We start from the raw sequence: 23,129 nt of genomic DNA, 5'->3' as shown, positions 1-23,129 counted from the left end.
CGACCACCCGTGTCATGATCGGAGCCATGCCGCTCGAGATCGTCCCCGCAGATGTCAGCGACCTCCGCCAGGTGCTTGCGGACCACGCCCGCTACTGGGGTGAGCGGGACCTGCGGGCGCTCCATCAGCCCGTGCTGCTGCGGGAGTTCGGCGCCACATGCATGGTCGCCCGCGCCGAGGACGGCATCCGCGGATACCTCTTCGGCTTCGTCACCCCCGAACAGACCGGGTACGTCCACCTGATCGCCACCCGGGACGACAGCCGCGGCACCGGCCTCGGCCGCCGCCTCTACAGGCACTTCACCGGGATCGCCCGTAGCCAGGGAGCGGTCCGCCTCAAAGCGATCACGTCGGTCACCAACAAGGGGTCGATCGCCTTCCATCGCACGCTCGGCTTCGACGCGCGCGTCGTGGAGGACTACGACGGTCCCGGCCGGCCGATGGTCGTCTTCACCCGCACCCTGTAACCGGCGTCAGCCGAGCACGCGCGGGAGAGAGCCCAACGACTCCTCCACGCTCCGCCCCGCGGTGTCCACCACAGCACGCTCACGGTGCCACCGCTCGTACTCCCGCTCGACGTTCTGTTCCCAACCCGGCAGCGGCAGATCCGGGATGTCGACCGACCGCGCGCCCACACGCCGCCGGTGCTCGACCGGATCCGAGCAGACCACCTCCACCTCGACGTACGGCACACCCGCCCGCACCGCCGCGTCGCGCCACGCGTCCCGAGTCACCGCAAGGGGGTTGACCGACTCGGCGACCACGGACAGCCCCTGCCGCAGATGCACCGCGCCGGTGCGGTCGGCCAGGAGACGGGCCAGCGTGGTCTTGCCGGTGGCGGGAAGACCCCCGAGGACGGTGAGCATGAGGTCATCCTGCCGGAGCGCTTCCGCGGCACCCTTGAGCACCCGTTGGCGAGGGAGTCCCGCCACCGCTGGGGGCGCGCGGGCTGAGGAGCCGTGCGTTCCCCGGCGCTATGGCCGTACAGCCCGTCGCTCTCGCCGCCGAGCCGGCCGCAGCCGGCCGTCGTCTCCCTCGCAGCGGTCGGTCACAGTGCCCGGGCCGCATAGGCCCTCACGTCCGCGTCCGGGTCCGTTGTCGCGGTGGTCAGGGCCGCTCGGGCGTCCTCGGTGGCGCGGTGCCGGGTCAGTGCTGTCACGGCGGCCTTGCGGACGTCGGCGTTCGGGTCGGTGAGGGCCTTGGCGAGGGCGGGTACGGCGAGGCCGGGGGCCGCATGGGAGAGGGCGGTGCCGGCGCCGGCCCGGACCTGCCAGGCCGGGTCGGACAGGGCTGCTTCCGCGCGTGCGGCCAGGGGCGCCGGGCAGCCGGTCGTGCCCAGTGCTTCGTAGGCGGCCGCACGCACCAGGGCGTCGGGATCGTCGATGAGCTCGGTGAGGGCCGAGAGGATCATGTCCGGTGCGGGGCCGGCCGACGTGGTGCCGTCGGGCTGTCCCGCGGTCACGGTGGACAGGGCCTTGGCGATGGTGACGCGGACCTCGCGGGACGGGTCGGCGGCCGCCGCGCGGGCCAGCTCCCCGGCGGCGTCGACCGACACGAGTGCTCGCACGGCCGCGATACGCACGGCGATGTCCGCGTCCGACAGGGAGCCGGTGAACAGCCCGGTGTCGCCGAGGCGCAGGGTGCGCAGGACGTCGAGTGCGGCGGCACGGGCGAGGGGGTCGGCTTCGGACAGGGCGGCGACGAGGCCGTCGCGCAGGGCGGGTTCGGGGTCCAGCGTCTCGACCAGTTCGCGCAGTGAGGCGGCCGCGGCTGCGCGGACGCCGGCGTCGGGGTCGGCGAGGGTGGCGGCCAGTGCCGGTCCGGTGCCCGGTGGCACCGTCTCCGTCAGCACGGTGACGGCCGTCCGGCGAACGGTGGGCTCGGGGTCGGTCAGGTAGGGCGCCAGGGCGGAGAGCCGGGGCTCGTCCTCCGCGAGGGAGAGCAGTTCGAGCAGGCGCGGTGTGGCCGGCGCTTCCGTGTCGGTACCGGGGCGGGCGGTCGTGTCGGTCGGGGCGGGCTCCTGCCGTATCGCCACCGGCGCCGCTTCCCGGGCCCCGGCGGTCGCGACCTGTTCCGGGTGGACCTCGCCGAGGTGGCGGGAGGAGCCGCCGACCGCGGTGAAGCCGTCGACCGGGACCAGATAGGGAGCGACGGGACGGGCCGTGAACTCCATCGCACCGGTGGGGGACTTGCGCAGGTCGAGGTGGTGGAACCACGACGCGTTGTCACGGTGGGGGTGGTCGAGACGGTCGTGGTAGAGACCCCAGCGGGACTCCGTGCGGGCCAGGGAGGCCCGCGCGGCCATCTCCGCGCAGTCGCGGATGAAGCTCACCTCCGCGCAGCGCATCAGCTCGTGCGGGGTGCCGGCGCCCATCGCGGCGATGTCGGCGCGCATCCGCTCGAACGCCTCCAGGGCCAGCGACAGCCGGGCGCCGGACTTGGGCGGGGCCACGTAGTCGTTCACGAAGCGGCGCAGCTTGTACTCGACCTGGGGCTGCGGCGGGCCGTCGGGGTTGCGCAGCGGGCGGTAGATCAGCTCGTGCGCCTCCTGGAGCTGGTCGAGGGGCAACTCCCCTTCGTACGGCGTGTACTGGGACGCGTCCGCGCCCGCCAGGTCCCCGAAGACGAACGCGCCGATCATGTAGTTGTGCGGGACACAGGCCAGGTCCCCGGCGGCGTACAGGCGGGGGACGGTCGTACGGGCGTGGTCGTCGACCCGTACTCCCGAGGCCGAATGGCCGCCGCACAGGCCGATCTCGGAGATGTGCATCTCGACGTCATGGGTGCGGTAGTCGTGGCCGCGGCCTGCGTGGAAGGTGCCACGGGTCGGGCGCTCCGTCGAGTGCAGGATCGACTCCAGGGCCGAGACCGACTCCTCCGGGAGGTGGCTCAGCTTCAGATAGACCGGGCCCCGGTCGCTCGCCACTTCCGCCGCGAACTCCGCCATCATCTGGCCCGACCAGTAGTCGGAGTCGACGAAGCGTTCGCCGTGCCGGTTGACCTGGTAGCCGCCGAACGGGTTGGCGACGTAGGCGCAGGCGGGACCGTTGTAGTCCTTGATCAGCGGGTTGATCTGGAAGCACTCGATACCGGTCAGCTCGGCGCCCGCGTGGTACGCCATCGCGTAGCCGTCGCCCGCGTTGGTGGGGTTCTCGTACGTGCCGTACAGGTAGCCGGAGGCGGGCAGACCGAGGCGGCCGCAGGCGCCGGTCGCCAGGATGACCGCGCCCGCGCGGACGGTGACGAAGGCGCCCGTGCGGGTGTGGAAGCCGACCGCGCCCACGGCACGCCCCTCCGCCGTGAGTACGCGCACCGGCATCACCCGGTTCTCGATCCGGATCCGCTCCCGCATCTCGCGCCGCCGCAGCTGCCGGTACAGGACCTTCTTGACGTCCTTGCCCTCCGGCATCGGCAGCACGTAGGAGCCGGAACGGTGGACCTGGCGTACGGCGTACTCGCCGTGCTCGTCCTTCTCGAACTTCACGCCGTAGGACTCCAGCCGCTGGACCATGGCGAAGCCGCGGGTGGCGGTCTGGCGGACGGCGGACTGCTCGACGATGCCGTCGTTGGCGCGGGTGATCTCGGCGACGTAGTCGTCGGGCTCGGCACGGCCGGGGATGACCGCGTTGTTGACGCCGTCCATGCCCATGGCGAGCGCGCCGGAGTGGCGGACGTGGGCCTTCTCCAGCAGCAGGACGTCCGCGCCGTGCTCGGCGGCGGTCAGGGCCGCCATGGTGCCGGCGGTGCCGCCGCCGATGACGAGGACGTCGCAGCTGATCTCGTCCGCGTCGGTGAGATCCGGGATCTGCAGGGGAGTGTCCACCAGGGTGCCTTTCAAGAACCGAGTGACGTGAGGACGTCGCGCCGCAGGTCGCCACGCGCCGGATCGTCGTGGGCGGCGCGCTCGCGCGGGTGCGGTACGTCCCGTACGGCGATGAGGCGGCCCGCGCCGAGCAGGGCCACGCGGTCGCCGAGAAAGAGGGCCTCGTCCACGTCGTGGGTGACGAAGACGACGGTGGCGCCCGTGCCGCGCAGCACCTCCACCAGCAGGTCCTGCATGCCGGCGCGGGTCTGGGCGTCGAGGGCGCCGAACGGTTCGTCCATCAGCACGGCACGGGGGCCGGCGGCCAGGGCGCGGGCCAGCTGCGCGCGCTGACGCTGCCCGCCGGAGACACGGTGCGGCCAGCGCCGGGCGTGCTCGGTGAGTCCGACCCGGTCGAGCCACGCCTCGGCCTGGGTACGGCGTTCGGCGCGGGACAACCCCTTGATGGCCAGGGGAAGTTCGACGTTCGCGCGCAGGGTGCGCCAGGGGAGCAGGGCGTCCTCCTGGAACACGAGGGCGCGTTCGGCGGACGGGGCGGTCAGGGGACGTCCGTCCTGCGTGATCTCTCCGGAGAGCAGGGGCAGCAGGCCGGCCAGGGTGCGCAGGAGGGTCGACTTGCCGCAGCCGGAGGAGCCGACGACGGTCAGGATCTCTCCGGGGGCCACGTCGAGGTCGACCTTGTCCAGCACGGGCGCGCCGGGGCGTCCGAGAGCGGCGTCGTGCAGGGCGAGGCGGGTACCGGTGCGGGACGGTGAACGGACGTCAGACGAGCTGGTCATGAGACACGTCCTCCTTGGGCCTGGGGGCGGCCGGTGCGGGGGAGGGGGTTGCGCGCGTCCGCCGCGGGACGCGGGCGCCGGGGACGTACGACGTGCGCGGCAGCCAGCGGGTCAGGCGGCGGCCCAGGAGTTCCACGGCCATGGAGGTGAGCCAGCCGAGGACGCCGATCGTGACCATGCCGACGAAGACGCCCGGGTAGTCGACGATCGTGTAGTCCTGCCAGGTGCGGTAGCCGACGCCGTACTGGCCGGAGATCATCTCGGCGGAGATCACGCAGATCCACGAGACGCCGATGCCGACCGACAGGCCGCCGAAGATGCCGGGCAGGGCGCCCGGCAGGACGACCGAGCCGAGGATCCGCCACCGGCCGCCGCCCATCGTCAGCACGGCCTCCTCCCACACGGGCGTCAGCGCACGGACGGCATGCCGGGTGGAGACCAGGACCGGGAAGAAGGCGGCGGTGAAAGTGATGAAGACGATGCCCTGTTCGTTGGAGGGGAACAGGAGGATCGCCACGGGGACCAGGGCGATCGCCGGGATCGGGCGGACCACCTCCAGCAGCGGGCCCAGCAGGTCCTCGGCCAGCCGGGAGCGTGCCACGAGCACGCCGCCCGCCACTCCCAGCACCGCCGCCAGCAGGAAGCCGGTGAGGATGCGGGTCAGGCTGTCGGTGAGGTCCGTCCAGTAGTCGGCCCCCACGAGGCGGTCGGCGAAGGCGTGGGCGACGTCGGTGACCGTGGGGAACTGCGAGAAGCGCAGCCACAGGTCGACGTCCAGGCTGGTCAGGAGCTGCCACAGGCCGAGCGCCGCGGCGAGGGCGGTCACCCGCAGTGCGTACCGGGCGGTGCGTGGCGCGGGCCGGCTCACGAGACACGCTCCAGGGCGTCGGCGTAGGCGATGACCCGCGCCTCGTCGTGCCGGTCGACGTACGCCTGCGCGGTCGCCGGGGCGACGAACGGCAGCAGCTTCTCGCCGTCGGCCACCCACACCGCCCTGTCGGCGAACCAGAGGGTGCCGGTGGTGGCGTCGGGGACGTAGGCGGCACGGATGCCGTCGGGGTGGGCGGCCACGTAAGTCAGAAGCTCCGCCGGGGACTTGAAGGTCCTCGTCTCCTGGGCACCCTTCGGCCACACCTCGCTCGCGGCGGCGGGTGGCGTGGCCGCGAGGCGCTTCGCGTACGACGTCCCGAGCGCCTTCTTCACGTACTGGTCGTCGACGAAGGCGTCCACGTCCACGTCGCCGGTCAGCTTCGCCGCCTTCAGGACCGACACGTCCTGCTTCAGCGCGGAGACGAGCTGAGGCTTGACCGCCGGGTCGAAAGTGGAGATGCCGTGGGCGCCGTTGTAGAGGTACACGACCTCGGCGGGCAGACCGGTGGCCGCGGAGACCTTCTCGGCGGCGGTGACGGGGCGGGTGTTGAGGTAGTCGGTGGCCTGTGCCTGGGCCCTGAGGAACGCCTCCAGGACGGCCGGGCGGTCCTCGGCGAAGTCCTCGCGGGCGGTGACCCCGTGGAAGGTGGGCAGGTTCAGCTGGGCGCCGTCGTACAGGGCCTTCGCCTTGCCCTGGTAGGTGAGCAGGCCGGGCCAGGCGACGAACTGCGAGAGTGCGTCCGTGCTGCCCGCGGCCAGAGCCGAAGCGCCCACCGCGGGCTGCTGGTTGAGCTTCTCGATGCCGTCGTCAGGGTCGATGCCGGCGCGTTGCAGGGCTCGCACGAGCGTGCCGTCGGCGGCGGAGCCGACGCTCGTGGAGACCTTCTTTCCCTTCAGGTCCTTCAGGGAGTTGAGCCCCGAGTCGGGTGCGGTGACGATGGTGTTGAGGCCACCGCGCAGGTTGTAGCCGGTGACCGAGACCAGGCGGGTGGGGCGGTTCAGCTGTTTGCCGCGGGCGGCGTTGATGAGCAGCGGGAAGTCGCCCATCGAGCCGATGTCGATCTTCCCGGCGGTCATCTGGGCGGTGATGGGGGCACCGGTGGCGTAGTCCTGCCAGTTGACCTTGTAGGTGACGCCGTCGCCGAGTGAGGCCAGCTGCTTCTCGAAGTAACCGAGGGAGCGGAGCAGGGCGCCGGCCGTGACCGTGTTGATGGTCTTGGACTGGTAGCCGACGGTGACGGTGACCGTGGAGCCGTCGCCGGCCTCGGCGTCACCGCCGCAGGCGCTGAGCGGGAGCAGAAGGACGACTGCGGAAGCTGCGACTGCCGTGCGTTTCATGGGTGTTCGGCCTCTCACCGGAGCAGGTCAAGGGGTCAGCGGAGCAAATAGGGCATGTTGACCGTGACGGCTCCGGTGGGACAGCGGGCCGCGCACGGACCGCAGTACCAGCACTCGTCGACGTGCATGTACGCCTTGCCGCTGCTGGTGTCGATGGCGAGGGAGTCCAGGGGGCACATGTCCACGCAGAGCGTGCAGCCGTCGATGCACTTCGACTCGTCGATGGTCACGGGCACGTCGGCCCGCTGGGGCACCAAGGGCATGGCTGTCTCCAGGAATGTCGCGCTGTAGGTGTTGGTGTGGGTCTTGTCGCAGGTCTTGATGTGGGTCCCGCTGCGGGGGAGGGGGCGGTGTCAGAGGGAGCGGTGCAGCAGGCCGCTCATCGTGATGCGGTCGCCGCGGAAGCGGATGAACTCCAGGTCTACGGGACGTCCGTCGGCGAGGTGCGTGAGACGTTCCAGCATCAGCACGGCCGCACCGCGCGGGGCCTGAAGCACGGCGGCCGAATGGGCGTCCGCGTTGACCGCCTCCAGCGTGATGTCGGCGTGTCCCAGGGGCTGGCCGGTGAGGGACTCCAGGAGGCGGAAGACGTCGGTGTTCTCCAGGTCGCAGCCGAGCAGGGCCGTGCCGATGTCCAGGGGGATGTAGGTGAGGTCCAGGGACAGGGGCAGGCCGTTCAGACTGCGCAGGCGTTCGATGTAGAGGACGTCGGTGCCGGGTGGGACACGGAGGCGCCCGGCGACCGGGGCGGGGGCCGGGACCGGGCCCATGGTGCGGACCTCGTTGGTGACGCGGCCGTGTTCGTGCAGGGTCTCCGCGAGGCCCATCAGCCGGTCGAGCCCATGGCGGTACTTCTGGGCGACGACCACCGTGCCGACCCCGGGGAGGCGCTCCACCAGGCCCTCGGCGCGCAGGAGGTCGAGGGCCTGGCGGACCGTGTTGCGCGAGACCCGGTACTCGGCGGCGAGCGTCGTCTCGTACGGCAGGGCGCCGGCCGGGAAGCCCCCGGTGAGGAGCTGGTGGCGCAGCAGGTCGGCGAGCTGGCGCGCCTGGTCCGCGCGCAGCCGACGCCTCGTGCGCTGGGCGGCGACAGTGGGCGCGCCCTGGCCGGCGAGGTCTCGGATGCGGTCGGTGGGTGGCATGTTCGGGACCATACCTATCCGGTAGGGATGGTGGTGTTGCGGAAGTGTTGCGCCACCTGACGCATCGCCGTATACGTCGCTGACCTGGGGTTTCGGTAGACGGGAGGGAAGATCTGCCAGGGTCCGTCGGCACCGCACGTCAAGGGCCTACGCCGGTGCTGTCCGCTGCGTCGGCCGGAGCGCGGCAGGTGTCCGCGTTCGCGCAGCGCCTCGACGGTGAGGCTCAGGCCGAGCCGCTCACGGATGACGCGGACCCGGGCGACGATCTCGTCGGGCCCGTACTGCCGGTGGCCGTGCGCGGGGTCGGGCAGCGGGCCGGTCTCTTCGTAGAACCTCAGGGCCCGCGGGGTGGGCCCGGCTGCCGCCGCCGCGTCTGAGATCCGCAGGCCGACCCTCGCCTCGGCCGTGTCGCACGTCGGCCTGTGAGGTGCGGCGGCGATTCGCCACTGGGGCGGCAGCTCTGCGACGACGGTGCCGAAGTACCGCCCCTCGAACAGTTCCTGCAACGCTGCGTGGATGTCGTTTCGACCTGCGTTTGGGAGTCACCTGACGCGCGTTTCCGCCCGGGCAGTCGGTGGGTCCTGGTTACCGGTCTTCGACGGGGAACGTGCCGGTGCGGGGAAGGTCTTGTTCGGCCCAGGCGCCCATGGTGGCCAGCACGACCTCTAGTCGTGCGCCTGCCGGGGTGAGTTCGTACTCCACACGCGGCGGGATCTCCGGATAGGCCGTGCGGGTGACCAGCCCTAGCACTACGAATCGTCGCAGCCGTGAGGACAGGGTCTTGGGGCTGATCCCCGGCAGCCCGGCGCGCAGCTCGGTGAAGCGTTTCGGACCGGTCAGCAGCTCCCTCACGATCAGAGTCGCCCAGGGCCCGTCCAGCACGGTCAGGAACCGGGCGACCGGACATTCCGGCAAAGGGTGATCCAGCTCACTCATGCCTTCCCCATTGGTTTATTTGAGGGAACTGATTCCCTCAGGGAACTGTAGCCGGAGCAGCCCGCACCCCACACCATGGAGGACCTCATGACCGCGATCAGCACGGACAACACCGCGAGCGCACCGGGGACGTCGCCGGGGCGGATGAGGTGTTCGCGCCGGATCTGATCGACCACAACCCCGCTGCCGACGCTGCCTCGGGCATCGACGGCATGCGAGCGCTGATCGCCGCGACCCGCGACGGATTCACCGACAGGCAGCACCGGATCCTGTTCCAGGAGGAGCTCCCCGGCGGCTGGGTCGTCCTTCACTGGCGGATGACCGCGACCCGCACCGGAGACGCCTTCGGATTCCCCGCCAGCGGCAACCCGGTCGATATCAACGGCCAGGACATCATGCGCATTGTCGACGGCAAGATCACCGAGATCTACCACGTCGAAGAAATGCTCAAGCTCACCCAACAGATCAGCACCGGCACGCAGCCGGCCTGAAGATCGAGACCTTCTCGGACCACGCCTGCTCCTGAACCCTGACCGGCAACAGCCGCCTCGACACGGCGCACTCGTTCCAGGGGCCAGTCCGGTAAAGACACGCCGACGGCCATGAGCGGGTGGGCCGGCGGGCCGCCGCCGGAGCCGCCGTTCTCACCGGGTATGAACTCAGCCGGCCGCGGCGCGTTCGGCCTGTGCCTTGGTGCGGGGGAGGCGGTAGGACTCCGTCCCGGTCTGGACGATCGCACCGTTGAAGGTCAGCAGGTCGACGATGGCCGCACCGGCCGCGTCCACCCGCTCCGCGCCGCCGAACACCAACTGCTCGGCGGTGTTCAGCGGCACGGCGATCTCGTCGGCAGCCCGGCAGCCCGGCAGCAGCGTTCGGTACGGGCGACCGGGCGAGGTTGGCGGGGGACCCGATCGCGATGTCGACCACGCTACCGGCAGGTTCTCGCCCTCGGGCAGCGTGATGTCGAGGCTGCCGCCGATCCGCGGCCCCAGGTGGTCCCGACGACGGGTGATCTGATGCTGGAGGCGGTGCCGGGCACGGCGAACGTGCCGAACCGTGGCGTGGGATCGCCCGTGGTGGCCCACACCAGTAGCCAGTCGAGCCCCTCCCGGCATATATCACGGTAGCCGAGTCTCTCTCGGGACAGATGTCAGGCAGCATCGTCTGGTCGGAGCAGAGAGGCAGGCCTAGGCCACCGAGGTACCTGGCGAATCCCAGGCGAGCGATCAGGTTCGAGTCCCGTTTCGATCCCGGCTCCCACGGACCGACCTGGCGATAGCGTGATCGGCATGACGGTTGAGGGTGCGGCGGCGGACGGTGAGGCACTGGCGGGTGGCATGGCGAACGCAGGCGCGGTCTTCCGCAGAGGTGCGTTGGTGGAACGCCCGGCGCCGCGCAACGCGTACGCCCTCCACCCCTACCTTCGTGCGCTGAAGGAGCACGGCTTCGACACGGCTCCGATCCCGGTCGGCCTGACCGCGGACGGCCGTGAGCAGCTGACCTTCATCCCCGGCGACGTCGCCCTGCCTCCGCTCCCCGGCTGGGTGCTGACGGAAGCCGCCCTCGAATCGGTGGGGCGCCTGCTGCGACGCCTGCACGAGGCCAGTGCGGCCGTCGCGGTCGACACCCGCGTCGAGTGGCCCCGTGACCTCGCCGACCCGGAGGGAGGAACGATGCTGTGCCACAACGACGTTTGCCCGGAGAACGTCGTCTTCCGTGACGGCCAGGCTGCTGCCCTGATCGATTTCGACCTGGCGGCCCCGGGCCGTCCCCTTTGGGACGTCGCCATGACCGCCCGCTACTGGGTCCCCATGCTCGATGCCGCATCCGCGGCCGGCTTCTACCCCGCCGGGCTGGATGCCCCCGTACGGCTGCGGATTCTTGCCGACGGCTATGGCCTTTCGTCGCGGGAACGTGCCGAGTTGCCCGGTGTCATCGAACAGGCCACCGAGGTCTGCCGGGCCTTCGTCGCCCGCCGCGTGGCCGACAGTGACCCCGTCTATCTCCAGGCACTGGCTGAGCGTGGTGGATGGGAACGCTGGGATCGGATGCAGGCCTGGCTGGTCAGTCACCGCGAGACGTTCTCGGCCGCACTGCTGAGCTGACCCCCGACCCTCGCACGTCCACGACGCCATTTCATTCGGCCCCGGCCCCGCGGCAGAACCCCAGAGGCGGTGACCGGATCGAGGTCCGGGACGGTGGCATCCAGCGGTCCGCGCGGAGCGAACCACTGGATGCCATCCGCCCCAGGGCTCAGCGTTCGTGCACGCGCACGATCCTCAGCGCGGGCGAGGACAGGATGTCCCTCTCGCAGAACCGGGACGTCACCCACCTCTCACCCGAGAACAGCCGCGTCTGATCGCTGAAGTGCGGCGAGTTCGGGTTGGAGGACTGGGAGTACGTCAGCAGTGTGCGGGCCACCGGACAGCGGCCGCCGTCCCAGCCCACCGCCTGGATGTAACTGGACCCGGTGGTGACCTCCGTGTAGCCGCCGCCCGCCGGATTCCACGCGGACTCGATCTTGTTCCACACGCCCAGCGACTCCGTGCCGCCGGAGATGGGGATGCGCTGCCCGTTCCGTACGACGAACTGGTGCTCGCCGAGCCGGGAGCCGAGCGGGATGCCCGCCGCCCGCAGTTCGGCGACCGTGTCCGCCAGGGCCGTAGTGAAGGCGGGTGTGTCGGTGTTGAGCGTGTGCGGGGTGCGCACCGGGTCGGCCGCCGAGAACGGCACCTTCCACAGCTGGGACGCCGGGATCTTGCGCCACAACCGGTCGAAGAGCAGCGCGCCCCTGCTGCCGGTGTTCACGGAGCGGTCCCAGGACGCGAGTACGCCGCAGGCCTCGCCGATGTCAACGACCGTGCCGTTGCTGCCCGTTGCCGTGCCACCGGGGAGCGCGGCGCACGCCTTCGCCGCGTCCGCCGCCGCCAGATCACCCGCCGGCGCTCGATTGGCGAACTGCTGCGCCTGAAGATCCCGGACGGTCAGACCGCCCTTCTCCGCCATCGCGGTCACATCCTCGATGGCGCCCCGCGTCCGCAGCGAGCGCTGGGTGCCGATCGAGCCGAAGACCCGCTCGTACCCGGTCAGCGGCCGGTCCGCGTTCGCCAGCCAGGCGCTGTCGTTGGAGTTCTCCGCGTACGGGGCATCGACCAGGGTCGGCATCTTCGCGGGACCGAAGATCCCCGCCCGTACGGCGTCCGGGTCGCGGCCGAGAGCGCAGTCGCCGCGCGAGCCGTCGAGGACCGCCACGCCCGACGCGGGATAGGTGGCCCTGCCCAGGGGAGTGGAGCAGCGCTGGGCCAGTTCGTCGGTGATCCGGGGGAGTACCTGCGACTGCGTGAACAGCGTGTGGCCGCCCGAGTCGGCGGCGATCGTGTTCACCCACGGCAGGCCCTGGGTGCGCCGGAGCGAGCCGAGGACGTCGGCCGCGGTGCGGGCCCTGCCGAAGCCGAGCGCGGTGTCGGAGGCGCGCAGGTTGGCCGCGTTGGGGTCGTTGAGCGCGTACGCCGTCGTGCTCGTCCAGGGCAGCGGCAGCGAGGCGCCGAGCGAGGTGACCACGGGGCCGTAGCGGGTCCACCACTGGGTGCGCGTCACCGGCGGGCCGTCCTTCACCGCGACGGTGACGGCGCGGCGCGTCATCCGCTCCGCTCGGCCGTCCACGAGGTAGACGGTCGGGTCGGTCGGGTCCAGCGTGAGCTGGTGGAGGTTGAGGGGGACACCGGTCGCGACGGTGTGGCTCCACGCCACATGTGCGGTGTGACCTATGGACACGGTGGACGTGCCCAGCAGCGCGCCGCCGGAGACGTTCAGCTCGCCGGGGATGGTCTGCTGCGACTGCCAGAAGCGGCGCCCGCCCTGCCAGGGGTAGTGCGGATTGCCGAGCAGCAGCCCGCGGCCGTTCGCCGTCGTGGTTCCGCTGAAGGCGACCGCGTTGGAACCCATGCCGGCGGAGTCGGTGGCGAAGAGTTCACGGGCGGCCCGGGCGGTGTCCTCGACGTCTGGCCGGACCGGGCTGGTCGTGGTGGCGGCGGGCGGTTGCGCCGCCGTGATTCCGTCCACGGCCCGGCCCTGCCCACCGAGCACGGCCAGGGCGAAGCCCTGCGCGGCCACGTCGAGGGCGGTCACCGGGCGCACCCAGGCCGCGCCCCGGCACGCCGGGTCGGTGATCCGGTTCTGCTTCAGCCAGGCGTTGTAGCCCGCCGCGAAGCCCCGCATCAGGTCCTTGGACTGCCGGCTCGGACCACGCGGCGCCGGTTCGGCGAGCAGCCTCTCCACGGTGCCGGCCTCGCGCACCCCGCGGAAGTACTGGTCGCTGGAGAGGTTCTTCGCGGCGGAGGACAGGGAGAAGTCGGGCGCGGCGTCCGGCCCGAAGAAGCGCGAACGCTCGCCGCGTACGGTCACGAACCCGTCGGCGAGCGTGCACACCTGGTCGGCGGCCTGCGCCCAGCCCGTACCGAAACCGAGGTTCGCGTAGTCCTTCGCGACGATGTGCGGGATGCCGTACTCGGTGTAGCGGACGGTGGCGGACAGACTGCCGTGGGACGGATGGTCCTGGCGTCCCTCGTGCTGCGCGCTCTGCGGGCTCTGTGCGGCGGATGCCGGCAAGGCGGTGCCGGCGGTGACCAGGGCGACGGCCGTGACGACGGCGTGTCTCAGACCGGTGCGCATCGTGCCTCCCAACGTCATTGAGGGAAGGGGCGGTTGAGCGTACCAACCGGTAGGTTGTCCCGTATGACGCCTGGACACGGCAGTACGGTTGACGGGGTGCTGCGACGCACCGCCCGACGCACTCCCGCGCGTGTCGCGGTGGAGTACGGCGACCGATCGTGGACGTACGAGGAACTCGACGCGGCCGTCTCCCGCGCGGCGAGCGTCCTCCTCGACCAGGGCCTCGCACCGGGCGACCGGGTCGGTGCCTACGGCCACAACTCCGACGCCTATCTGATCGGCTTCCTCGCCTGCGCCCGCGCGGGCCTGGTGCACGTGCCGGTCAACCAGAACCTGACCGGCGACGACCTCGCGTACATCGTCGGCCAGTCGGGCAGCACCCTGGTCCTCGCCGACCCGGGCCTCACCGGTCGGCTCCCGGACGGGGTCCGCACGATGCCGCTGCGCGACGCCGACGACTCGCTGCTCGCCCGGCTGTCCGCCGCGCCCGCCCACGACGGCCCCGAGGCGCGGGGCGAGGACCTGGTCCAGCTGCTGTACACCTCCGGCACCACGGCCCTGCCCAAGGGCGCGATGATGACCCACCGCTCCCTGGTGCACGAGTACCTGAGCGCGATCACCGCCCTCGACCTGAGCGCGGGCGACCGGCCGGTGCACGCGCTTCCGCTGTACCACTCGGCGCAGATGCACGTGTTCCTGCTGCCCTACCTCGCGGTCGGGGCGACCAACGTCATCCTCGACGCGCCTGACGGCGACCGTCTCTTCGACCTGATCGAGACCGGCCGCGCGGACAGTCTGTTCGCCCCGCCGACGGTGTGGATCGGCCTGGCCAACCGCCCCGACTTCACCACCCGCGACCTCGGCGGGCTCCGCAAGGCGTACTACGGCGCGTCGATCATGCCGGTGCCCTTCCTGGAGCGTCTGCGCGCCCGCCTCCCGAAACTCGCCTTCTACAACTGCTTCGGCCAGAGCGAGATCGGCCCCCTCGCCACCGTCCTGGCACCCGAGGAGCACAAGGGCCGCATGGACTCCTGCGGCCGGCCCGTCCTCTTCGTGGACGCCCGGGTGGTCGACGAGAACGGCAAGGACGTGCCCGACGGCACACCCGGCGAGATCGTCTACCGCTCCCCGCAGTTGTGCGAGGGCTACTGGGACAAGCCCGAGGAGACCGCCGAGGCCTTCCGCGACGGCTGGTTCCACTCCGGCGACCTCGCCGTCCGCGACGCCCACGGCTACTTCACCATCGTCGACCGGGTCAAGGACGTCATCAACTCCGGCGGCGTCCTGGTCGCCTCACGCCAGGTCGAGGACGCCCTCTACACCCACGACGGCGTCGCCGAGGCCGCCGTGATCGGCCTCCCCGACGAACGCTGGATCGAGGCCGTCACCGCGGTCGTCGTTCCCCGCGGCGACGTCACCGAGGCCGAACTGATCGCCCACGCCCGCGAGAAGCTCGCCCACTTCAAGGCGCCGAAACGGGTGGTGTTCATGGACGAGCTGCCGCGCAACGCGAGCGGGAAGATCCTCAAGCGCGAGCTGAGGGACCGCTTCTCGGGCGCCTAAGGTTGTGTTTCAGGTAGCGGGTGAGTCTTGGGCGGAGAGTTCTTCGGCCAGTTCCATACAACGCAGGCGGGCTGGGGAGAGGTCGTAGGGCATCTTGCCGATGGCTTCGACCGCGCTCATGGAGCCGGCCTCCCGCCTGCCAGAACTGAGGTCGCCCTAGCCGTCATCGGCGGTGGCAGGGTGCAAAGTGTCCCAGGTGTCGAAGAGGGCGTCGTCGTCCTTGTCCAGGCCGGACTCCTCGATGACGGCCTGCAGGGCGCTTTCGAAGGTGTGCCGCTCGACGGCCACTTGAGCCACCCGCGGATCATCGACGGCGACGCCGTCGAGTGCCTCCTCGGCGTGGTCGATGCGGTCGGAGTCCTCCCGCAGAGTGGGATGCGTGGCCAGGACGACGAAGCGGGTGGCCTGGACGGCCGCGCCGAGCGGGCCGAAGATCCGCTCGGTGACCAGCAGAGTGTCCAGGTCCGCCTGCCGCAGGGAGCCCTCGGGCAGGCTCTTGAGACGGTCGGTGACGAAGTCGGAGAGCAGGCCCATCCGGCTGCCTTCGGTGCGCATCCGCTGCACGGCGGTCCGTTGCCGCAGCAATTCCGCCTCCTGCTCGGCGAGGGTTTCCTCCAACCGTTCGAGGAGGCCCGCGATACCGTCTCCGCTGTCCGCACCGGCGGAAGCCGTGCCGGTGGCAAAGGCGTCACGGATGTCGTCCAGGGCGATCCCGGCATCGGCCATCTTGCGAATCCACAGCAGGCGGATCATGTCCTCGTACCCGTAGCGGCGGCGGTCGTCGCCGCCCCGCTCAGGCTCGGGGAGCAGCCCGATCTCGTGGTAATGGCGAATCGCCCGTGGCGTGGTGCCGGCGAAGGCCGCCGCGTCACCGATCTTGACCTGGCGGGGTGGCACGAAAGACGAATGCACGAGCAGGGACCTCTCCTCAAGGCATCGGGACGTAAGCCCACCGGACCACATGCCGCTACGGAAGGTGCAACCCCGGCTGGGGCATGCGCACGACGGCAGGCCGAGGGTTCCCAGCCACTGATGAATCGCCGCGACCTGAACCGACCTTGGACGTATGCGATCATTTCGCGCCGGTCGCGAGAACGACAGAGTCTCGGGCCCCGGGGATTCTGCATTCCCGGGGCCCGCACGTTCACTACTGCGGTCAGTCAGATGCAGGGAAACCCGCCCAGAGCGCCGTAACGCCACCCCCGACCGCAGCAGCTGATCACGCGTACGAGGTGATCGTGTCATTCATCCCGAACACGCCGAGATCCTCGAACTGAACGAACGGCAGGCCGACCAGCCAGAGCTTGCGGCCTTTCCACCAGTGGTGCTCGTAGGCTACGTGCACGCCCACGTTCTTGACCGAGGACGCCTTGTCATTGAACTTGTACGGCCACCACTTGAGGTTCGGCCAAGGTGTTCCCAGGAACCTGGACGAGCCGCCGAACTTCGTATTCGCGTAGAAGATGGTGGAACCGATCTCGTGGTGCTGCTGGAGTTCGGTCAGCAGGTTGTGGTGCTCCTCCGAAGGGAGCTCCTCCAGTTTCAGCGAGATCTCCTCGTCGGCGCGCGCTTTCGCCAGTTGTAGCTGGTAGTACTCCACCGCCCTGTTGGGATCCACCGCCGCTGCGGTCACAGCGGCCACCCGCGCCTCCACAGCCGCCATGCGCTGCGCCGCCTGAACATCCGCTTTGGACACTATTTCGCGACACTGTTTGGTGGTCAGCCCACGTTCCACCTGCACAGGCCTGTCGCCGACCTGGATAACCAGAATGTTTTCGTCCTCGGTGGAAGTTGTCATCATTTCCCCTTCCCGTCGGATTGCGCTGCCCGGCAGTGGCACACGCTGCCATTCGCACACGCCAGCGTCAACGTTCGCCCGGCAAGTGAGGTGCGCACTTCCGTTCCCTGAAAATGGTTGGTGTTCATGTTGACGGAGATGAACGAATAATTCAGCGTCGCGAAAGGAGTTCAGGCTACTCGGCGGCGACACGCGAAGCGTCGGCGACATCAGTGAATCTCTTTCATCCGCCGTACGACGGCGGGTTGCCAGGGGCGCCTTGTCCTCGCCGGTCACCACCTGGGCGGCGCCCTCCTCGTCGCGGGCCACGCGGTGGACGATTCGGCCCGCCGCTCCGTCCCTGCCGACGAGCGCATCGAACGACAGAGCACGCAGACTTCCGGTTTCTCCTTTGCTAACACCCCGCTGGCACGATCTGTCGACGTTGGAGAAAGCAGATCTCCGGCGTTCGGCGGATGAGCCGAAAAGCGCCTCAGCGGAACGAATTACTGGCATCAGGGAGACGAAAGTCATGGAGGAGACCGAGGTCGTGGTTGTCGGCAGTGGCCCGACCGGGCTGCTGCTCGCCACTGAGCTGGCGCTCGCGGGAGTCGATGTGGTGGTGTTGGATAAACTGCCTGAGCGCCGCGTCCAGGCCAAGGCGCTCAATCTGCAACCGCGCACCGCCGAGGTACTCGACCTGCGCGGTCTGCTCGACGACGCGCGACAGCGTGCCATCGCCACCGTCACTGAGGGGCACTTCGCCAGGCTGCCCGTGCCGCTCAGCTACGACGGCTGGTCGGCCCGGCGCCCCTACCAGGTCGGCATCCCGCAGGCGCGGGTCGAGGAACTACTCGAAGAGCGTCTCGCCGACCACGGGATACGCGTCCGCTACGGGCACGAGCTGGTGGGCCTGGTCCAGGACGACACAGGTGTCACGGTGACCGTGCGCGATCCGAACGGTCACGAACAACCGCTGCGGGCCGCCTATTTGGCCGGCTGCGACGGCGGCCGGAGCACTGTCCGCAAGCTGCTCGGGGCCCCCTTCCCCGGCACCGACGCGCGTGCTTACGGCGTCGTGGCCGACGTGGTGCTCGGTCAGACCTCGCAGGCGGTGCCGATCCGGTGGACGTCCACGGCGAAACTGTTCGCCCACACCGCACCCGCCGGGCAGGTCACCGCCCTGATCCCGCTGGACGAGCCCGGCCACTACCAGCTGTTCACCATCGGCCCGGACATCCGCCCGGAGAGCCGGGAGGCCCCGGTGTCGAAGGTGGAGCTGGAGACCGCCCTGCGGGAGTCCTACGGTGAGGACGCCGAGATCGCCGAAGTGCGCCAGGCAACCCGGTTCACCGACGCCTCGCGCCAGGTCGAGCAGTACCGGGTCGGCCGGGTGCTGCTCGCCGGGGACGCCGCGCACATCCACTTGCTGGCCGGAGCTCAGGGGATGAACCTCGGTATCCAGGACGCGATGAACCTCGGCTGGAAGCTCGCCGCCGAGGTACTCGGCCGGGCGCCCGCAGGGCTGCTGGACAGTTACCACGCCGAGCGGCATCCGGTGGCCGCGGAAGTGGTGGAGAACACCCGGGCACAGGGGCTGTTCATGTTCGCGAAGGACGACCCCGGGGTGGACGCCCTGCGCGGGCTGTTCACCAAGCTCCTGGCATTGCCCGAAGTCAAGCGTTACCTCGCGGGCAGGATCTCCGGCCTCGGCATCCGGTATCCGATGGACGGCGCCGACGCCGACGCCGGGGTGTCCCATGAACTGCTGGGCGCCCGGATGCCGGACATGCAACTGGCGGACGAGCTTTGGGCCGGCGAGTTGCTGCATGCGGGCCGCGGTGTCCTGCTGAGCGTGGACTCCGCGTTCGTCGAGGCGGCTCGCCCCTGGTCCGACCGCGTCGACGCGGTCCTGCTGCCGGACCTCCCACTCGCCGGCGAGGGTGCCGACGCCCTCCTCGTCCGCCCGGACGGCTACGTCTGCTGGACCGCTCCGGCCAAGTCCGGCGTGGAGACCGCCTTGACCACCTGGTTCGGTACGCCCGCCTGACGCGACCGGCTCGACGCCTTTCCGTACCCCATCCCATCTTTTGGAGTTCCTCCTTGTCTCCCCACAACACCACCACGACCCCTGGGCGGTCGGGTACCGACACGTCCGGGGCTTCCCCGGGCGGCCGGCATCTCGGTCTGGCGCTCTTCGTGATCGCCGCGGCCCAGCTGATGGTGATCCTGGACGCCACGATCACCAACATCGCCCTGCCCGCCATCCAGACCGACCTGGGTGTCACGGACGGGAACCTGGCGTGGATCGTCAACTCCTATGCGCTGGCCTTCGGCGGGCTGATGCTGCTCGGCGGCAAGGCCGGTGACCTGTTCGGCCGGCGGCGTATCTTCCAGGCCGGTATCGCTGTCTTCACGCTCGCCTCGCTGCTGGGCGGACTCGCCCCGAACGAGGGCCTGTTGATCGGCGCCCGCATCCTCCAGGGCATCGGCGCCGCGCTCGCCGCGCCCAACGCGCTGGCCCTGATCACCACCACCTTCCCGCCGGGCAAGTCACGCAACACGGCCATGGGCGTGTACGCGGCGATGGGCGGCGTCGGCGCCACGGTCGGCCTGCTGCTGGGCGGGGTACTGACCGACGTCCTCGACTGGCGCTGGGTGTTCTTCATCAACATCCCCATCGGCCTGGCCGTCCTCGCCGGCACCCGCACCCTGGTCGAGGCCGAACGCCACCCCGGCCGCCTGGACGTGCCCGGCGCGATCACCGGCACCGGCGGACTCATCGCCCTGGTCTACGGCATCACGCGCGGCGGCGAGCACGGCTGGACCGGCGCCCTGACCCTGGCCTCCTTCACCGCGGCCGTGGTCCTGCTGGCGGCGTTCCTGCTCATCCAGGCGCGTACGGCGGATCCGATGATGCCGCTGCGGCTGTTCAAGGACCGCAACCGCTCCGGCAGTTACGCCACGATGCTGTTCGTCGGCTCCGGCATGTTCGCCATGTTCTACTTCCTGACGCTCTACATGCAGCTGATCCTTGGCTACAGCGCGGTCCGGACCGGTTTCGCGTTCCTGCCCTTCAGTGTCGGCATGGCGGCCGCCGCGGGCATCAGCTCCAAGCTGATCACCCACCTGGCGCCCCGGCTGATCGCCGGGCCGGGCCTGCTGGTCGCCGCGGGCGGCATGTTCTGGTTCGCCACCCTGGAGGCCGACTCCTCCTACGCCGGGCATCTGATGCCGGCGATGTTCGTCACCGCACTGGGCCTGGGCATGAGCTTCGTGCCGATGACCCTGGGCGCGGTCAGCGGCGTCGGCCACCAGGACACCGGGATGGCCTCGGCGCTGCTGAACACCGCCCAGCAGACCGGCGGCGCACTCGGCCTGGCGGTCCTGTCGACGATCTCCACATCAGCCGCGAACGACCAGCTCCCCGAGGCGGCCTCCGCCTACTTCCGCGGCCTGGCCACCAAGGACTTTCCCCTGGTCGCGAAGGCGGGCGAGGCCCTGACCCACGGCTACACCATGGCCTTCGTCGCCTCGGGCGCCATGTTCCTGGGCGGCCTGGCGGTCATGCTCCTGGCCGTCAACGCGGGCAGGCAGCACCACGCCGAGAGCGCCGCGCCCCTCCACATGGGCTGACCTCACCAAGGGCCCGACCCGGCAAGGACAGGGCCGGCGCCCACACCTGACACGCCCACACCTGACACGCCCACACCTGACACGACCACACCTGACACGCCCACACCTGACACGGCCACGACGACATACGGCGCGAGGCGCCCACCGCGACGCCTCGCGCCGTACCGGAGCGGACACACGATGACCACCCAAAAGCACTCTCAGCCGGCCCACCGGTCGCAGCCTCCACAGCCGGCCCGGTCCAACCCGGCCCTCACCCGGGCCTTCGAGCTCCTCGGCGGACCATGGAACGGCCCGATCATCGCGGCGCTGGCCTGGGGCCCGGCCGACTTCGCCCACGTGCGCGAGCGAGTCCCCGGCATCAGCGACGACACCCTCGCCGACCGTCTCCAGGACCTGACAACCGTCGGCCTCATCACCTGGATCACCCGCCCCGGGCCGCCTCCCCACGGCGAGTACACCCTCACCGCGCACGGCAACGCCTTCCTCATCCCCCTGGCCGCCCTGACCGTGTGGGCACAGGACCATCTCCCGGCGCGGGGCTCGCCGGCATCGGGCGAGCCCCTTGTCGGCCAAGCGCCCCTCCCGCATGACGGCGGCGCGGCAGACGTGGTGGCTTTGTTACCTCCCTCGTGACGGGTCGGCCGGCACACCCACCCCACAAGGAGACACGTGAAAACACTGGTCTGGTGCAGCAGCGTCATACCCGCGACGCCCTCAGAACGCCGCTCGGGGCGCCCGATCGGCCGGGACATCCATGCCTTTCAGTCCATGCTGCGCAACTACGAGGACATCGCCCGCTGGGCCGACGCGTTCGGCATGGACGGCTTCGGCAGCGCGGAGCACCATTTCCCGACCGAGGGCGGCGAGAACCTGCCCAACAGCCTGCTGCTGTACGCGAAACTCGCGGCGCAGACCAGGCAGATCATGTTCGCCCCGATGCCCATCGTGCTCTCCGCCCACAACTCACTGCGGGTCGCCGAGGATCTCGCGATGTTCACCCACATGTTCCCCGGCCGGCTCGGAGTCTCGTTCGCGTACGGCTACCAGACCCCCGGGATGCAGACCCTCACCCAGGACGAGGCCGTCGTATCCGGCCACCCGGGCTCCGACACCCGTAACCGGGAGATCTTCGACGAGTGCCTGTCGATCGTGGAACGGGCCTGGGCCGAGGACTCCTTCCAGCACAAAGGCAAGCACTACCAGGTGCCTCACCCGGTCGACGAGGACGGCACAGCGTGCCCGGTCGGGGTGGTGCCCAAGCCCGTCCACAGGCCGACGATCTTCATCCCCGCCGGCGCCTCACCGCAGACCGTGATCGACGCCGCCCGCAGCGGACGAACACTGCTGCTCACAGCGGGCAGCCGGGAGAAGGTGCGCTCGATCGCCGAGTTGTACCGCGACACGGCACGCGCGAACGGGCGCGACCTGCGGCTCGGCGAAGGCACGGGCATCGTCACGAAGCTCTTCCTCGGCGACACATTCGACGAGGCGTTCGACCTCGCCGTCCAGACCTCGGGCCACTGGTACCAGGACTTCCTCCAGACCGTCGGCTGCACCGCAGGCCTCCGCGCCACCGCCGAGGGCGCCCACCGTCCGCTGTGCCCGGACGACGCGCGAGCGCTGACCCGCAGCATGCACGCGGCCGGCCGGCTCCTCTGCGGCACCGCGGACCAGGTCCGGGACCAGATGAAGGACGTGCAAACGGTCTACGGCGGCGGCGAGTTGGACTGGTTCGTCTGGGAGTACTGGGCCCAGGCACTGCCCGGTGTCGACGCACCGGACATTCAACGCGAGCAACTCAAGACCTACGCCGAGCAGATCATGCCGGCCTTTCGCTGACCGATCGTGCGTGACGCCGCTCCACGGCGCACACACCACTACCAAGGAGTCGTCGATGCCCAGCCTGCCCGCGCCCTTCGCCCGGATGATCGAGGTCCGGGGAATGCCGTGCACGGTGGCCGGGACAGAGGATCTGTCGCCGTCGTTCCGGCGTGTCCACTTCGCCGGCGAGGGCCTGAAGGGACGGGAATGGGCGCCGTGCCAGGTGACCACGTTCCTGGTCTCGCCGACCGCCTTCCGGCGCTACACGCCGGACGCGGTCGACACGGTCACGGGAGACATGTCCATCCTGTTCTACCGGCACAGCGCCGTTGTCGCGGGCCCGCCGTCACCCGGCGATGCGTGGCTGGACGGTCTCGCGGTCGGCGACCGGGTGTGCGGTGTGGTCGAGGTGCCCGCGCGGGACGTGCCTGTGGTGCGGGACCTGCTGCCCGGTGTGCAGGTGGTCGCGCAGAGCCCGCAGCCGGGGGAGGCGCTGTTGTCCTGGCTGGACGCTGCCCCACCCGAGAAGGTCACGCACGCCTATCTCGCGGGGCATGGACAGACCATCCAGCGCGCGCGGAATGTGGTCCGTACCCGGTATGACCTGCACCGGTCCATCATCTACACGCAGCCTTACTGGGCGACGGGGAAGGTGGGCCTGTGACCGGCATCGGTATCATGTCCAGTGACCGGCGCTGCCGATCTGCCGGCCTCCGCCGACGACGCTGAAGGCCCGGGGGCGGGCGTCCCGACACTCGGAAAGCGCCGAA

General features: G+C 70.5%; 20 protein-coding genes and 2 pseudogenes. 9 read left to right on the top strand and 13 right to left on the bottom strand.

Features of this window, described 5'->3' with window-relative positions; genetic code table 11:
- The first annotated feature begins 14 nt into the window (after positions 1-14).
- Positions 15-467, top strand: a complete 453-nt coding sequence (locus SLINC_RS03270) for a GNAT family N-acetyltransferase (protein WP_375141470.1) — start codon at positions 15-17, stop codon at positions 465-467.
- Between the two features lie 6 nt (positions 468-473).
- On the opposite strand, the gene SLINC_RS03265 is transcribed toward SLINC_RS03270, so the two are convergent.
- The 9 genes from SLINC_RS03265 to SLINC_RS03225 form a co-directional block, all read right to left on the bottom strand.
- Positions 474-866, bottom strand: a complete 393-nt coding sequence (locus SLINC_RS03265) for a P-loop nucleotide/nucleoside kinase family protein (RefSeq protein ID WP_067444885.1) — start codon at positions 864-866, stop codon at positions 474-476.
- A 182-nt stretch (positions 867-1,048) separates the two neighbouring features.
- Positions 1,049-3,823 carry a fumarate reductase/succinate dehydrogenase flavoprotein subunit gene (locus SLINC_RS03260; RefSeq protein ID WP_182449139.1) on the bottom strand — a complete coding sequence of 925 codons (2,775 nt, stop codon included), beginning with the start codon at positions 3,821-3,823 and terminating at the stop codon, positions 1,049-1,051.
- Positions 3,824-3,834: 11 nt separating this feature from the next.
- The gene (locus tag SLINC_RS03255) at positions 3,835-4,602 is read right to left on the bottom strand and encodes an ABC transporter ATP-binding protein (RefSeq protein WP_067426406.1); all 768 of its coding nucleotides are present in this window, start codon (positions 4,600-4,602) and stop codon (positions 3,835-3,837) included.
- Positions 4,586-5,470 (bottom strand): ABC transporter permease, encoded by an 885-nt coding sequence (locus tag SLINC_RS03250; RefSeq protein ID WP_067426404.1) that lies wholly within the window; start codon positions 5,468-5,470, stop codon positions 4,586-4,588. Before SLINC_RS03250 ends, SLINC_RS03255 begins: the two co-directional genes overlap by 17 nt.
- Positions 5,467-6,810, bottom strand: coding sequence for an ABC transporter substrate-binding protein (locus tag SLINC_RS03245; RefSeq protein ID WP_067426402.1), 1,344 nt, complete (start codon positions 6,808-6,810; stop codon positions 5,467-5,469). Before SLINC_RS03245 ends, SLINC_RS03250 begins: the two co-directional genes overlap by 4 nt.
- Positions 6,811-6,845: 35 nt before the next feature.
- On the bottom strand, positions 6,846-7,073 hold the full coding sequence (locus SLINC_RS03240) for a 4Fe-4S dicluster domain-containing protein (RefSeq protein ID WP_053852588.1): 228 nt from the start codon (positions 7,071-7,073) through the stop codon (positions 6,846-6,848).
- A gap of 90 nt (positions 7,074-7,163) precedes the next feature.
- Positions 7,164-7,952 carry a GntR family transcriptional regulator gene (locus tag SLINC_RS03235; RefSeq protein WP_067444882.1) on the bottom strand — a complete coding sequence of 263 codons (789 nt, stop codon included), beginning with the start codon at positions 7,950-7,952 and terminating at the stop codon, positions 7,164-7,166.
- A 14-nt stretch (positions 7,953-7,966) separates the two neighbouring features.
- Positions 7,967-8,458 (bottom strand): MerR family transcriptional regulator, encoded by a 492-nt coding sequence (locus SLINC_RS45620; RefSeq protein WP_375141469.1) that lies wholly within the window; start codon positions 8,456-8,458, stop codon positions 7,967-7,969.
- A gap of 79 nt (positions 8,459-8,537) precedes the next feature.
- Positions 8,538-8,888: a winged helix-turn-helix transcriptional regulator gene (locus tag SLINC_RS03225; RefSeq protein ID WP_067426400.1), complete on the bottom strand. Its 351-nt coding sequence runs from the start codon at positions 8,886-8,888 to the stop codon at positions 8,538-8,540.
- 134 nt (positions 8,889-9,022) lie between these two features.
- On the opposite strand from SLINC_RS03225, the pseudogene SLINC_RS03220 reads away from it, so the two are divergent.
- Positions 9,023-9,379 (top strand): annotated as a pseudogene (locus SLINC_RS03220) (ester cyclase); the annotation flags it as partial.
- Positions 9,380-9,547: 168 nt separating this feature from the next.
- On the opposite strand, the gene SLINC_RS50360 reads toward SLINC_RS03220, so the two are convergent.
- Positions 9,548-9,721, bottom strand: coding sequence for a hypothetical protein (locus SLINC_RS50360; protein WP_375141468.1), 174 nt, complete (start codon positions 9,719-9,721; stop codon positions 9,548-9,550).
- Between the two features lie 456 nt (positions 9,722-10,177).
- Here SLINC_RS50360 and SLINC_RS03215 point away from each other — a divergent pair, with 456 nt between their 5' ends.
- Positions 10,178-10,993, top strand: coding sequence for a phosphotransferase (locus tag SLINC_RS03215; RefSeq protein ID WP_067444880.1), 816 nt, complete (start codon positions 10,178-10,180; stop codon positions 10,991-10,993).
- 148 nt (positions 10,994-11,141) lie between these two features.
- Here SLINC_RS03215 and SLINC_RS03210 read toward each other — a convergent pair whose 3' ends face one another.
- A complete protein-coding gene (locus SLINC_RS03210) occupies positions 11,142-13,559 on the bottom strand; it encodes a penicillin acylase family protein (RefSeq protein WP_067426397.1) in 2,418 nt (805 codons plus the stop codon).
- A 63-nt stretch (positions 13,560-13,622) separates the two neighbouring features.
- Here SLINC_RS03210 and SLINC_RS03205 point away from each other — a divergent pair, with 63 nt between their 5' ends.
- Positions 13,623-15,122: an acyl-CoA synthetase gene (locus SLINC_RS03205; RefSeq protein WP_067426395.1), complete on the top strand. Its 1,500-nt coding sequence runs from the start codon at positions 13,623-13,625 to the stop codon at positions 15,120-15,122.
- A gap of 9 nt (positions 15,123-15,131) precedes the next feature.
- On the opposite strand, the pseudogene SLINC_RS03200 reads toward SLINC_RS03205, so the two are convergent.
- Positions 15,132-16,034 (bottom strand): annotated as a pseudogene (locus tag SLINC_RS03200) (MerR family transcriptional regulator).
- Between the two features lie 307 nt (positions 16,035-16,341).
- Positions 16,342-17,433 (bottom strand): hypothetical protein, encoded by a 1,092-nt coding sequence (locus SLINC_RS47860; protein ID WP_152038967.1) that lies wholly within the window; start codon positions 17,431-17,433, stop codon positions 16,342-16,344.
- Between SLINC_RS47860 and SLINC_RS03190 the strand changes: the two genes are divergently transcribed.
- The 5 genes from SLINC_RS03190 to SLINC_RS03170 all read left to right on the top strand — a co-directional run bounded on the left by SLINC_RS03190 (position 17,432) and on the right by SLINC_RS03170 (position 23,023).
- Positions 17,432-18,949, top strand: a complete 1,518-nt coding sequence (locus tag SLINC_RS03190) for an FAD-dependent monooxygenase (protein WP_067426391.1) — start codon at positions 17,432-17,434, stop codon at positions 18,947-18,949. The genes SLINC_RS47860 and SLINC_RS03190 overlap by 2 nt on opposite strands.
- Positions 18,950-19,002: 53 nt before the next feature.
- Entirely contained in the window at positions 19,003-20,535 is a 1,533-nt protein-coding gene (locus SLINC_RS03185; protein WP_067426389.1) for an MFS transporter, read from the top strand.
- A 180-nt stretch (positions 20,536-20,715) separates the two neighbouring features.
- A complete protein-coding gene (locus SLINC_RS03180; RefSeq protein ID WP_067426387.1) occupies positions 20,716-21,171 on the top strand; it encodes a winged helix-turn-helix transcriptional regulator in 456 nt (151 codons plus the stop codon).
- Positions 21,172-21,207: 36 nt separating this feature from the next.
- Positions 21,208-22,377, top strand: coding sequence for an LLM class flavin-dependent oxidoreductase (locus SLINC_RS03175; RefSeq protein ID WP_067426385.1), 1,170 nt, complete (start codon positions 21,208-21,210; stop codon positions 22,375-22,377).
- A gap of 55 nt (positions 22,378-22,432) precedes the next feature.
- Positions 22,433-23,023, top strand: a complete 591-nt coding sequence (locus tag SLINC_RS03170; RefSeq protein ID WP_067426383.1) for a siderophore-interacting protein — start codon at positions 22,433-22,435, stop codon at positions 23,021-23,023.
- Positions 23,024-23,129: the final 106 nt, after the last annotated feature.

The sequence above is a fragment of the Streptomyces lincolnensis genome, assembly GCF_001685355.1.
GTDB classification, from domain to species: Bacteria; Actinomycetota; Actinomycetes; order Streptomycetales; family Streptomycetaceae; genus Streptomyces; species Streptomyces lincolnensis.
The sequence above is the reverse complement of the archived record's forward strand: the minus strand, read 5'-3'. Positions and strand labels throughout refer to the sequence as shown.